This is a genomic window from Microcoleus sp. D2_18a_B4, assembly GCF_036702475.1.
In the GTDB taxonomy this organism is placed as follows: Bacteria; Cyanobacteriota; Cyanobacteriia; order Cyanobacteriales; family Microcoleaceae; genus Microcoleus.
In genome coordinates this window covers 166,928-180,833 of the sequence record NZ_JAUBTL010000004.1, presented here as the reverse complement: position 1 = coordinate 180,833, position 13,906 = coordinate 166,928, and the positions used below count along the sequence as shown (strand labels likewise).

The window sequence follows — 13,906 nt, the reverse complement described above, 5'->3', positions numbered from 1 at the left end:
TCATAGATGATGTTTTTTGTCAATGCGTAAGTCCTATATGTAACGATTCAAGTCTTGTGTCACGGTTACTTGAGGCTAGAGTCAAAGCATTGAGACATATTATGACTATATATCGAGATTGTTAGGCTCTGACTATAGCCGAATTCGTTAAAAGTTACAATAAATTGTCCCCTATGAGTAAGTCTCAACATCTTTCGGGTAAAAGCAGTATGATTCAACAAGAAGCCTATTGGCTTAAGCAGTTAGGTACTGTTTTGCCGGTATTAGAAATTAGCTTCAAGCATTCAAAAGTATCGAAACAATTGTTCCTCCGAAAAAAGGAAACAATTAAGCTAAATGAGAAGCTAAGTTTAGAAATTGATAAGTTTTGCAAGAGCGAAAATATTACTTTATTCATCGCCCTGCTAACTACACTTAAAATTCTTTTGCTGCGTTACACAGAGCAAGAAGATATTATTGTTGGTTCCCTCTGTGCCGATAGTCGCCGAGAAGGAAAAGGAGCAAGTCAGCAGGAAACGTTTACCAATCCAATTGCATTGCGGACAAGTCTAGCAGGCGAACTAACAGCTAAAGAACTTTTAAGGCGAGTTGCCGCAACAGTTGAAGAGGCAGTACAAAATAAGGGTTACCCATTTGAGAAGCTAGTTGAGAATTTAGGAAAAAGTGAGGATTTAACTAGAGCGCCGATTTTTCAGGTGATGTTCGTCCTGTGCAACGTACCGTTTTGTATTTCAGAAACGTCGATAAAACAAGAGCATCTTGCGGATATTGAGGAACACATTGCTAAGTGCGATTTTGTTATTTTGGCAGCGGAGTCAGAGGGGAATTTAACAGTAAGCTGCTCATACAACCCAGAGTTGTTTGAGTCAGACTCAATTCAGCGGATCTTGGGGCATTTCCAGACTTTGCTTGTGGGTATCGTTGCCAATCCAGAGCAGGATATATCCACCTTACCCCTGTTGACTCAAGCGGAACGGCATCAGCTACTGGTCGAGTGGAACAACACCGATGCAGAGTACCCTCGTTCTAAGTGTAGCCATCAGTTGGTGGAAGACCAAGTAGAACGCACACCGGATGCGATAGCAGTGGAGTTTGAAGAAGAACAGCTAACCTACCGGGAACTGAATCGACGAGCGAATCAAGTGGCGCACTATCTGCGATCGCTCGGAGTAAAACCAGAAGTACCAGTTGGTTTCTGCGTAGAGCGCACCCTAGCCAGGGTAATCGGATTATTGGGCATTTTCAAGTCTAATGGCCTGTATGTTCCCTTAGACCCCACCTATCCCGAAGAGCGCCTAGCTTATATGCTGTCAGATTCACAGGCGCAAGTCTTGCTAACTACAGAAAAAACGCTAAGCAGCTTACCGCAGCTAGCGCTCTGTGCCCAAGGACGGCAGATAGTCTACCTGGATCGAGACTGGGAGGTTATCTCTCAGCAGAACTCCGAGAATCCACTCACTCAGGTTCAGCCTGACAACTTAGCCTATGTTATTTACACCTCCGGTTCTACAGGAAGACCCAAAGGGGTGGCGATGGAGCATCGTGCTTTCTGCAATTTCATCTGGTGGCAACTGCATTCCACAACCGTTTCCAACAGTGCCAAAACTCTGCAATTTGCTCCTCTCAGCTTCGATATTTCCTTACAGGAATCATTCACCACCTGGAGTTCTGGCGGAATACTGGTGCTGCTGTCAGAGGAAGTCCGACGCAATCCTATGGCTTTGGCCAGTTTCCTCGCTTCAAAAAGGATTGAAAGAGCATTTCTTCCCTGTGTGGCCTTACGGAATCTGGCAGAAGTGGTTAATAACGGCAGACCAGTTCTTACCACCTTGCGCGAAATCATGGTCACTGGCGAACAGTTGCAAATTACACCCGCTATTGCCAACTTATTCAAGCAAACAGATGGCATTCTCTACAATCAGTATGGGCTAACTGAGAATCCAACGATAACGCAGTTTACCCTCACTGGAGAAACGAGCAGTTGGTCAGCGCTGCCTTCTATCGGTTCTGCTACTACAAATGCCAAAGTTTATATACTAGATCGATGCCTTCAACCCGTTCCTATCGGCGTTCCCGGTGAGTTGTACGTTAGCGGTGAGTGGTTAGCCAGAGGCTATCTTAACCTGCCCGAGTTAACGTCAGAGAGATTCATTTCCAACCCTTTTGGTTCAGGTCGCCTCTTAAGAACTCGCGATATCGCCCGCTACTTATCGGATGGTAATATCGAGTATCTGAGTCGTGCAGATAATTGGGTAAAAATTCGCGGTTTCAGCATTGAACTCGGTGAGATTGAAACCGTGATAGTACAACATCCAGCAGTTGGGGAAAGTGTAGTTGTACCACAAGAAGGTATACTAGGTAACAAACGCTTAGTAGCCTATGTGGTGCCCCATGAACATGCTACCAGTATCTTAAATCTGGAAGCAGAGCTTGAGCAAGTTTCTCTAAAGGAACAGCTAGCTAAAAAGCTCGAACTGGCAGTGCGAACTTATTTACGAGAACGTTTGCCCGACTATATGGTGCCAGCAGTTTTTGTCACGCTTGAGAAAATGCCACTGACACCAAGCGGGAAGGTAAATCGTTTAGCACTGCCTGCCCCAAACAAGTCTCGTCCGGAATTGGCAACAACTCTTGTCATACCCAAATCCAAGGCGGAAAAACAGATTGCCCAAGTTTGGATTGAAGTGCTTGGATTAGATGTTGTGGGAATTCATGATAACTTTTTTGAGTTAGGCGGTTATTCCTTGCTCTTGCCTCAGATTCATAACAAACTAGCTGAAATTTTTGGGTCGGAACTATCAATTATGGCTCTGGTGCAATATCCGACCATACACGCTTTAGCCCAACACTTAAGCCAGATAGACAAAGAAGAATATGCTGTCAACGGACGCGAGCAAAACAGTAGACTTGCCCGGAAGTCTATAGCAGAGGAACAACGGCAACGCAGGCAAAAGAATCGCCCTACGAAATAGTACAAATATTCCATTATCCAGGTATTAACTATGACTATTAACAATTCAGACATAGCGATTATCGGTCTGTCAGGCCGGTTCCCAGGGGCAGATAACATTGATGCTTTTTGGCAAAATCTGCTCCAGGGGATAGAATCTATTTCCTTTTTTTCTGATGAGGAATTGGAGCTAGTCGAACGCTCTGTGCTGAGTCATCCCAACTACGTAAAAGCGGGCGCTGTTTTGCCCAACATCGATAAATTTGACGCTTCCTTCTTTGGGTACAGCAGCAAAGAAGCCGAACTAATCGACCCCCAACAGCGTATTTTTTTGGAATGCGCTTGGGAAGCTTTAGAAAGTGCTGGCTACGACCCAGGAATCTATAAGGGATTGGTGGGGGTTTATGCGGGTTCTGGCACGAACAGTTACCTAATCAACAATATCTATACCAACCAGCGCTTTGCTCCAAGTAGCATTTTCAAAGAACCAGCACTCGCTCTTGGGCTGAGCTTGGAGAATGAAAGAGATTATCTGCCCACACGCATTTCTTATAAATTGAATCTAACCGGACCTTCCATTAACATTCAAACCGCTTGTTCAACTTCACTGGTGGCGGTTCATATGGCTTGCCAGAGTTTGTTCAATGGTGAATGTGACATAGCACTTGCGGGAGGCGTTAGCATTTCGGTTCCCCAAAAGACGGGGTATTTTTACCAAGAAGACATGATGCTTTCTCCCGACGGACACTGTAGAGCCTTTGATGCACAAGCTAAGGGAACTCTATTCGGCAGTGGAGTTGGAATTGTTGTTCTCAAGTTGCTGCGAGAAGCAATTACCGATGGCGATAACATCTATGCTGTGATCAAAGGATCAGCGATTAATAACGATGGCGCTTTGAAACTGGGCTTTACGGCTCCCAGTATAGAGGGTCAGGCAGCAGTAATCTCCGACGCACTGGCGATCACAGAAATTGATGCGAGTACAGTAACCTATGTAGAAACCCACGGAACTGGAACGGCTCTAGGCGACCCCATTGAAATCACTGCGCTGACACAAGCCTTTCGCAGAAATACTGATGAAAAGGGCTTTTGTGCAATTGGTTCGGTTAAAACTAATTTAGGACATCTCGATGCAGCAGCGGGGATAGCGGGTCTGATTAAAACGGTACTGGCACTCAAACATAAATGTATACCACCCAGTTTGCATTTTAAACAACCCAATCCCAAGATTGATTTTGCCAACAGTCCTTTTTATGTCAATACAGCGCTATCAGAATGGAAAACCAATGGAACTCCTCGCCGCGCTGGGGTTAGTTCGTTTGGTATGGGAGGTACTAATTGCCATGTTGTTCTGGAAGAAGCACCTTCACTAGAGCCAGCCACCAATACCTTGGAGCAAGACTGGCATATTCTGTGCTTGTCGGCAAAAACCGAGAAGGCTTTGCAGGAACAGCAAGAGCGCTATGTAGCTTATCTGAAATCTCATCTAGACGCCAAGCTGGCAGATATTTGTTTCACCGCCAACACTGGGCGCAAGCATTTTAACCATCGTTCTTCATTTGTCGCGCAATCTGTCAAGCAGCTTCTGGAGCAATTGGAGACTGGTGCAACGGCATCGCGGGAAATAACCCCATCACCAGAGGCGATCGCTTTCCTGTTTACAGGTCAAGGGTCACAGTATGTCAATATGGGTCGCCAACTCTACGAACAAGCGCCGACGTTTCGGGAAACCCTGAATCGCTGCGATGAAATACTGCGTCCCTATCTAGAAAAGCCTTTGCTCTCAGTTCTGTATCCAGACCTTAACGCAGTAGGGGAGAATTATCAATCCAAAATCAACGAAACCGCATATACTCAACCTGCCTTATTTGCTCTGGAATATGCCTTGTTTGAGTTATGGAAATCTTGGGGCATAGAACCTGATTTAGTCATGGGTCATAGTATCGGGGAATATGTCGCTGCCTGTGTCGCTGGAGTCTTCAGCTTGGAAGATGGCTTGAAACTGATTGCTTCTAGGGGTAAATTAATGCAAGCCTTGCCCCAAGATGGGGAGATGGTAGCTTTGTTGGCGAGTGAGTCACAAGCACTCGTTGCGATCGCACCCTACAGCACATATGTTTCAATTGCAGCCATTAATGCTCCCAACAGTGTCGTTATTTCCGGTCAGCGCAAGGCGATAAACGCCATTTGTGCCACTTTAGAAGCTTCGGGAATTAAAACTAAAAAACTAAATGTCTCCCACGCCTTCCATTCACCCTTAATGGAACCCATGTTAGGAGAATTTGAACGAGTTGCCCGACAAGTCAACTTTTCTTCGCCAAAAATTAAGCTGATTTCTAATGTTACTGGTACTTTGGCGACTCTTGAGATAACAACCCCAGAATATTGGTGCCGTCACATCAGGCAGCCCGTCAGATTTGCGCGTTGTATAGAAAGCCTAGAAGAGCAAGAAATAAATGTGTTTGTAGAGATGGGTGCCAAGCCTATCCTATTGGGAATGGCTCGTCAGTGCCTACCCGAACATTTGGGGCTATGGCTACCTAGCTTGCATCCCGACCAAGAAGATTGGCAGGAACTATTAAGCAGTTTGGCACAGCTATATGTGCATGGAGTGCCAATCGATTGGGTGGGATTCAATCTCGACTATACTCGTCGCCGCGTTCCTCTGCCAACTTATCCCTTCCAGCGACAGCGCTATTGGGTAGAAGCGCCCAACGACAAGGAAACTCAGGCGCTTGCCCTCACCAACAATCTGACAAGTTCTAGACAGCATCCTCTACTCGGACAAAAGTTATGCTTGCTGGGAACTAAGCAAATTCGTTTCCAGAGTCAAATCAGCAAAAACTTCCCAAATTGGCTTCAGGACCATCGCGTTTTTGAAACGACAATCGTTCCGGGGACGGCTTACATAGAAATGGCTTTAGCTGCTGGGGTGGCAGTGGGGAAGACGGAAAATATCACCGTAGAGAATGTCATCATTCAAAAAGCACTAATTTTACCCGATGATGGCTCTGATAAGATAATTCAGTTGGTGTTAACTCCCCAACTAAATTTGTCTTATACTTTCGAGATTTTTAGCCTTGAAACGACCCCGAATGAAGATAACGAGGAGCCTCAAGGGATACTTCATGCTTCGGGAAATTTGTTAGTTAAAGATAATCAGTATCAAGTAGAAACGATAGATTTGGCAACCTTAAAAAGCCAATGTAAAGAAGAAGTTTCTACCGAAGCATTATACCAGCGCCACCGAGAGCAAAACATTAATTACGGTGAAAGTTTCCGGGCACTCGCTCAAGTTTGGAGACAGGGAACAGTAGCTTTAGGTAAAATCTGTTTAGCGGAAAAGTTGAGAGCGGAAGTAGAAGACTACCAGCTACATCCAGTCTTGTTGGATGCTTCCTTGCAGGTTTTAGACGCCACTTTTTTGGAGGATAATTATCAAAATACTTATGTGCCGATCGGTGTTGAGCGATTGCTTTTCTACTCTCGTCCTAGCGCTGACATTTGGTGCTGTGCTCAGTTGCGCCAAGGAAAAGATAGAAGCCAAAAAACTATCAGCGCGGATTTTCGGCTGTTTGCTGATGATGGAGAATTAATTGCGCTCGTAGAAGGGTTCCAACTGAAACACGCTCCTCGTGATGCGATGTTAGGCACGAAAGAAAAGTCTTGGCAAGATTGGCTATATGAGGTGGAGTGGCGACCCCAAGCACGTTATGGTCTTTTCCCAAACTATCTTCCTAATTCAGCAGAAGTTGGTTTGCGTCTCCAGTTCAGATTAACCCAGTTGAGGGCTCACCCAAGCTTGACAGCCTATGGTCAAGCTTATGCTCACCTGGAAGCTTTCTGTGTCACTTATATTGTGGCAACCTTACAGGAAATGGGGTGGGAGTTCCAGCAAGGAGCTACTTTTTCCACAGAGCAAATAGTAGAAAGCTTGGGTATTGTCACTCAGCACAAACGATTATTAAATCGGTTACTAGAAATTCTAGTGGAAGTTGGAATACTGCAACGATTTGAAGAAGGATGGGAAGTAGTTTCGTCTCCGGAAATTCATGATTCAATAGCTAAGATTGATTCCTTGTCTTACCCAGAAGCCGAAGCAGAAATAACGTTGCTCGATCGCTGTGTCTCCAATCTAGCTCAGGTACTCACAGGAAAGTGCGATCCTTTGCAGCTACTATTTCCCAATGGTGATACGACGGCTTTGATTAAGCTGTATCAGGATTCTCCAATTATGCAGGTGACGAATACTCTGGTGAAAGAAGCCGTGTTATCTGCTCTCGAACGTTTGCCTCAAGGACGAGGCTTAAGGATTTTAGAGATTGGAGCTGGTACTGGCAGTACAACTAATTACCTTCTGCCCCACCTTTTTACCTATCAAACAGAATACCTTTTTACTGACATCGGAGCGTTTTTTATTGCCAAAGCGCAGGAGAGGTTTAAAGATTACCCATTTGTCAGCTATCAAGTTTTAGACATTGAAAAAGACCCACAATCTCAAGGATTTGAACCATCACACTTTGATTTAATTGTCGCCGTCAATGTGTTGCACGCTACCACCAATTTGCGCTCTTCATTGCGGCACGTTAAGCAATTGTTGGCTCCAGGAGGAATGCTGGTACTGATGGAGGATACTGCCCCCCAGCGTTGGATGGATTTAACATTTGGGTTAACAGAAGGGTGGTGGAAATTTAGCGATCGCGATTTGCGACCCAACTACCTGTTACTCCCACCGCAAAAGTGGCGGGAACTGTTACGAGAAACAGGATTTTCACAAGTTGAAACCATTTCGACCAATCAAGAAGCAAGCGAGCCAGCAATTTTACTGCCACAAGAAACGGTGATTGTGGCACGCGCTGAAGCTGAATCTCAGATAAGCACGCCAAGGAACTGGCTGATTCTAGCTGATACTCAAGGCACTGGTCAGCAGTTGGGTGAAATAATGCGCTCTTGGGGAGAGGTTTGTACTTTAGTTTTTCAAAGCGAAGAATACGAGCAGATAGCCTCAGGAGAGTTCAGAATAAATCCAGCTAATCCCAGCCATTTTCAGCAGTTGTTGCAGGCTATACCGACTGTAGCCGGAGTGGTACATCTGTGGAGTTTAGATGCGCCCGAAATCCTAAGTGTGACTGACTTAGAGGAGACCTCCAAAACTTGCTGTGGCAGTACGTTGCACTTAGTGCAAGCGCTTGTTAATAACTATACTAAGACTCCTCGCCTATGGTTGGTAACGCGAGGGGCGCAAGCAGTGAACGGGCACCATGTTGAACAGGTGGCTCAATCTCCCTTATGGGGGATGGGGAAAGTTATCGCCGTGGAACACCCTGAATTGAAGTGTGTACGGGTGGATTTAGACCCAATAGCGACAGGAAATGACGCGCAAATCCTATTTGAGGAAATTATTTCTTCCCTGTCAGCAGAAGGCACTGAAGACCAAATAGCTTTCCGCGGTCGCGATCGTTATGTACCCAGACTGGTAAACCATCGCCAAAGCCAAAAAACTTTAGGTCAAATGTCTTTACATAGCGATGGCACTTATCTGATTACTGGCGGTTTAGGAGGACTGGGATTACTGGTAGCGCAGTGGCTAGTTGAACGGGGGGCAAAACACTTAGTTTTGCTCAGTCGTAGTGGGTTCAATCCGAGTGCGAGCGAGCGATTGGAAAAATTGGAGCAAGCTGGTGCTTGTGTCAAGATAGTCCAGGCAGATGTGTCTGACAACAAACAACTGGATCGAGTCTGGAGTGAAATTGAGCTATTTTCACCGCCTTTGCGCGGAATTATCCACGCTGCCGGGGTTTTAGATGACGGCGTACTCCTACAACAGAATTGGCAGCGTTTTGATCGGGTTTTAGCACCCAAAGTACAAGGAGCGTGGAATTTACATACCTTAACCCAGAATCGGCCTTTAGACTTCTTTGTGTTGTTCTCCTCTGCCACGTCCTTGCTAGGTAACGCAGGTCAAGCGAATCACGCGGCGGCAAACGCTTTTCTGGATGCACTAGCCTCTTATCGTCGGATGCTAGGACTGCCGGGTTTGAGTATCAATTGGGGGACTTGGGCAGAAGTAGGAGCAGCGGCGAGAATGGGGCTAGTGGAGCAGTTAAGCCTCAAAGGAGAGGAAAGTATCGCTCCACAACAGGGATTGCAGGTTTTGGAGCAGTTGTTGCTAAATCCACCCGTTCAAGTGGGAGTCATGCCTATTAACTGGTCGAGATTTTTGCAACAGCGAAAGGCGTTGTCGCCGTTTTTCACCGATTTAGCAGCAGAAATTCAGCAATTGGGTTTCCGGTCTACATCTGTGACACCACAGGAGGGAGATTCCCTGAAGAAGGCTATCTGGTCTGGAATACCAGCGGAACGCCAGCAGTTGTTGGAATCTGGCATTACAGAACAAGTAGCGAGAGTATTAGGGTTTTCTACTACTAAGTTCGATAGGCAAGAATCGCTGATCAATCTGGGACTTGACTCTTTAATGGCGATCGAGTTGAGAAATAGGCTCAATAATGAGATGGGGGTAAACTTGCCTGTTATGAAAATCATGGAGGGTGTGAGCATTTCCTCTCTAGCAGAGGTAATGCTAGAGCAATGGGCATTGACTCAGATCCAGTCAGCGTCTCCATCCACTGAACTTGATGACACTATGGAGGAAATCGCTCTATGAATCTTAAGGAATTTGTAGCTGAACTCGCCCTAGCTGGTGTGAAGTTGTGGGTCGAAGGCGACCAGTTGCGCGTGCGTGCGCCAAAGGAGGTACTGACACCAGAGGTACGTAATTTACTGGCATTGTATAAGGCAGAGCTTGTAAAGTTGTTGCAAAAAAAGAGCAACGCAAGCGATACTTCCATACCCCAGATACCTGTTTCGCTCCGGAGGAATTTGCCTCTCTCTTTTGCTCAGGAAGGACTGTGGTTCTTGAGCCAGTTGGAGCCAACTAACCCCTTCTACAACGTACCACTAGCTCTGCGACTTCAGGGTTCTCTGAACGTTGTCGCTTTAGAGAAAAGCCTTAACAAGATTATTCAACGTCACGAAGCCTTACGTACCAACTTCACAACAGTTGAGGGGCAACCCGTTCAGATTATTGCTGAAAGCTTGACCTTGAGTGTGCAAGTTTTAGATTTGAGTGAGCTACCTTATCGTGAGAGAGAAATTGCTTGGGGGCTAAAAGCAAGAGCACAAGTCCAGCAACCCTTTGATCTCAGTAGCTCTGGGTTAATTAAAGCTTCTGTGCTGAAGCTAACACAGACAGAACATATCTTACTACTAACAATACACCACATTGTCTGGGATGCTCCTTCAGAGGGCGTATTGGTTAGGGAGTTAGCAGCCTTCTACACAGCCTACTGCAATGACTTGTCTTTAGAGCTACCAGAGCTACCGATTCAGTATGCAGACTTTGCTGTTTGGCAGCGCCAGTGGTTACAGAGAGATGTACTAGAATCTCAACTCGCTTATTGGAAGCAAAAACTTGCGGGTGCGCCATTCGTATTGGAACTGCCAACTGACCGAGTGCGAAAAGCAACTCAAACGTTCCGGGGGGCGTGTTACCGACAAGCACTCTCAAAAGAACTAACAGAGGCTTTGATGATTTTAAGTCAGCGCAAAGGAGTTACTCTGTTTATGACGCTGTTGGCGGCGCAGCAAACATTGCTTTACCTTTATACAGGGCAGACCGATATTTGCGTAGGCACGCCTTACGCAGGCCGCGATCGCGCTGAAATTGAGGGATTGATTGGATTGTTTGTCAATACGCTGGTGCTGCGGACTGATATATCGGGTAATCCGAGTTTTGAGGAGCTACTTTTGAGAGTCCGGGAAGTGGCGTTGGGAGCATACGCTCATCATGACCTACCGTTTGAAAAGTTAGTAGAACAATTGCAGTCAGCGCGTAACTTAAGCTACACACCGCTGTACCAAGTGAGGTTTGCGCTTCACCCACCGATGCAGATAGACCTGGAAGACTTAACGGTGAGTCCAGTAGCGGTAGAAACAGGTACGGCGAAGTTGGATTTGTTTGTAGCTTTCGTCAACACCGACTCTGGACTAATTGGGACGTGGGAATACAATACTGACCTGTTTGATGCCAATAGGATCGCACGAATGACCCAACATTTCCAGACGTTACTGGAGGGAATTGTAGCTAATCCTCAACAGAAGGTTTCAGAATTGCCGCTGCTCACAGAGCGAGAGCGGCACCAGCTACTGATAGAGTGGAACAACACCACAAAAGAGTATCCATTCGATAAGTGTATCCACCAGTTATTTGAGGAACAGGTTACGCGATCGCCTGATGCTATTGCGGTGGTTTTTGAAGGGGAGCAACTGACCTACAAAGATCTGAACCAACGGGCGAACAGAATAGGACATCACTTGAAAACTCTAGGCGTGGAGGCAGAAGTGCTGGTAGGCATCTGCGTGGAGCGCTCCTTAGAGATGGTAGTGAGCCTGCTTGGCATCCTCAAAGCTGGAGGGGCTTATGTGCCTTTAGACCCATCGTATCCCAAAGAGCGCTTAGCGTTCATGTTGCAAAACTCACAGCCAAAGGTGTTGTTGACTCAGGAGTGCTTGATAATAGAACTACCTGAACATACGGCACAAGTTGTTTGCTTAGATACAGATAGGCATCTCATTGCTCAACACTCAGAAGAAAACTTAAACCAAACAGCAACAGTTGATAATTTAGCCTATGTCATTTATACCTCTGGCTCAACCGGAAAGCCAAAGGGAGTCCAGGTGACACACGCTAATTTGTGTCACTACGCCCAAGCAATGAGTCAAGCACTAGATATCACAGCAGAAGATGTATATTTGCACACCGCATCGATTGCTTTCTCATCTTCTGTCAGACAGTTGATCGTGCCTCTGGCTAGTGGCGCTACTGTCAAAATTGCAACTTCTGAACAGAGAAAAGACCCGATGTCACTATTTGCGACAATTAAACAACATAGTGTGACAGTTATTGATATTGTCCCCTCTTATTGGCGTAACTGCATTCATACACTTGCTAGCTTAGAACCTGGTACGAAACAAGCACTGTTAGATAACAAACTGCGTTTAATTGTGTCGGCGAGCGAACCACTGCTGTCCGATCTTCCTACTCAGTGGACGTTTGGTTTTCAGCACAAAGCACGATTAATCAATATGTTTGGTCAAACTGAGACCTGTGGAATTGTTGCCACTTATCCAATACCGGCACAACAGGATGAGCCAATCAAAATTGTCCCTATCGGTCGCCAGATCGCCAACACACAAATTTATCTGCTCGACTGCCATATGCAACCAGTCCCTGTTGGTGTACCTGGGGAAGTGCATATTGGTGGTTTTGGACTGGCGCGAGGCTACCTCAACAGCCCAGAATTGACAAAAGAAAAGTTCATCCCCAACCCCTTTAGCGAAGAAGAAGGATCACGCCTCTACAAAACCGGGGACAATGCCCGCTACCTTCCAGACGGTAACATTGAGTTCCTTGGTCGGCTGGATCGTCAGGTGAAGATTCGCGGTTTCCGCATTGAACTCGGAGAAATCGAAGCAGCGCTAGCTCAACACCCAGAGGTACGGGAGACAGTAGTTTTAGCAAGGGATGACCAACCAGATAACAAACGACTGGTAGCTTATGTTGTTCCCAACCATGAAGCTCCTGCCACCAGTGAACTGCGGCACTTCCTCCAACAAAAGCTCCCCGATTACATGGTGCCAGTCGCCTTTGTGATGCTATCAACGCTACCTCTGTCCCCCAATGGTAAGGTAGATCGTCGCGCCCTCGCGGCACCAGATGCGGAACTAAGTAACTCAATTGGCTTTGTCCCTCCTCGTGACACAGTTGAACAACAACTACAGCAAATTTGGTCAGAGGTTTTGAAGCTTCCCACTGTTGGAGTGAAGGATAACTTCTTTACCTTCGGAGGTCATTCTCTTTTAGCTGTACTCTTAATGGCTCAAATTTCGCGGCACTTTGGGAAAAATCTGCCCATAGCAACACTTTTCTCTAGCCCAACTATCGAACAGCTAGCTAGTTGTCTTCGATCCGAAACTCATTCCTTGCCTTGGTCTCCTTTGGTAGCAATTCAGTCTGGCAGCGAGAAGCGACCTTTCTTCTTTGTGCCTGGAGTTGGGGGAAATGTGATTTACTTATATGAGCTAGCGCGTCATCTTGGATCTGAGCAACCCTTCTACGGTTTGCAAGCACGGGGACTTGATGGGGAATCAGAGCCTTTTACACACTTGGAAGAGATAGCCACCTACTATATTGAAGCAATACAGAGAGTTCAGACCTCTGGTCCGTACCTTCTGGGAGGGCATTCGTTTGGAGGTGTAGTTGCCTGTGAGATGGCAACTCAGTTGCTCAAACAGGGGCATGAGGTCGCTCTACTTGCGATTATCGACGTTGTTGCGCCAATTGTTGGTAATAAGCCGAATTGTTCTGATGAAGATGAGGCGGCATATCTTTTTGATTTTGCCAGCTACATTGAATATATGTTCTCCTTAAACTTGGAGGTATCTAAAGAAACTCTCGCTTCCCAATCTCAGGAGGAGCAATTGAACTATCTCAAAGAACGGTTGATACGGGTCAACTTGTTACCCCCTGATGCGGGAATAAGGTTAGTACGGGGGCTAGTGCAAGTATACATTGCGTCCCTGAAAGCTCATCGTGCTTATTTGCCTTCGGGGCTGCAACAGATTCCAATTACTCTTTTCCGTTCTAGCGAGGTTGATGTATTTGAGGGTGATACAGAAGAGTTGACACAAAGGCGAAAAGAACCTGCCTTGGGCTGGAACGAGTTTTCTTCTACTATACACATTCATGTTGTTCCAGGGAACCATAGCACGATGATGCAACAGCCGCACGTACAGGTGTTAGCCACACAACTGCTCTCTTACCTTGAGCAAGCACAGGCTCCATTGGCTTAGTAATTGGTCTGTTAAGTAGAAACATCTTGAGATAATTAACAAGCT

Annotated in this window: 3 protein-coding genes; all 3 read left to right on the top strand. The window is 46.2% G+C overall.

Going from position 1 to position 13,906, the window contains the following annotated elements:
• Positions 1-173: 173 nt before the first annotated feature.
• From QUB04_RS04080 to QUB04_RS04070, 3 genes are read left to right on the top strand one after another with little or no spacing between them, the layout of a single operon-like run.
• Entirely contained in the window at positions 174-2,972 is a 2,799-nt protein-coding gene (locus tag QUB04_RS04080) for an amino acid adenylation domain-containing protein (protein ID WP_333281380.1), read from the top strand.
• A 30-nt stretch (positions 2,973-3,002) separates the two neighbouring features.
• Positions 3,003-9,614, top strand: a complete 6,612-nt coding sequence (locus QUB04_RS04075) for a type I polyketide synthase (protein WP_333281376.1) — start codon at positions 3,003-3,005, stop codon at positions 9,612-9,614.
• The gene (locus QUB04_RS04070) at positions 9,611-13,861 is read left to right on the top strand and encodes an amino acid adenylation domain-containing protein (RefSeq protein ID WP_333281373.1); all 4,251 of its coding nucleotides are present in this window, start codon (positions 9,611-9,613) and stop codon (positions 13,859-13,861) included. Before QUB04_RS04075 ends, QUB04_RS04070 begins: the two co-directional genes overlap by 4 nt.
• Positions 13,862-13,906 lie beyond the last annotated feature (45 nt).

What these genes read in the sequence shown, in the direction of transcription:
- QUB04_RS04075 (WP_333281376.1), top strand. Translation starts at nt 3,003, where the DNA reads ATGACTATTAACAATTCAGACATAGCGATTATCGGTCTGTCAGGCCGG.
- QUB04_RS04080 (WP_333281380.1), top strand. Translation starts at nt 174, where the DNA reads ATGAGTAAGTCTCAACATCTTTCGGGTAAAAGCAGTATGATTCAACAA.
- QUB04_RS04070 (WP_333281373.1), top strand. Translation starts at nt 9,611, where the DNA reads ATGAATCTTAAGGAATTTGTAGCTGAACTCGCCCTAGCTGGTGTGAAG.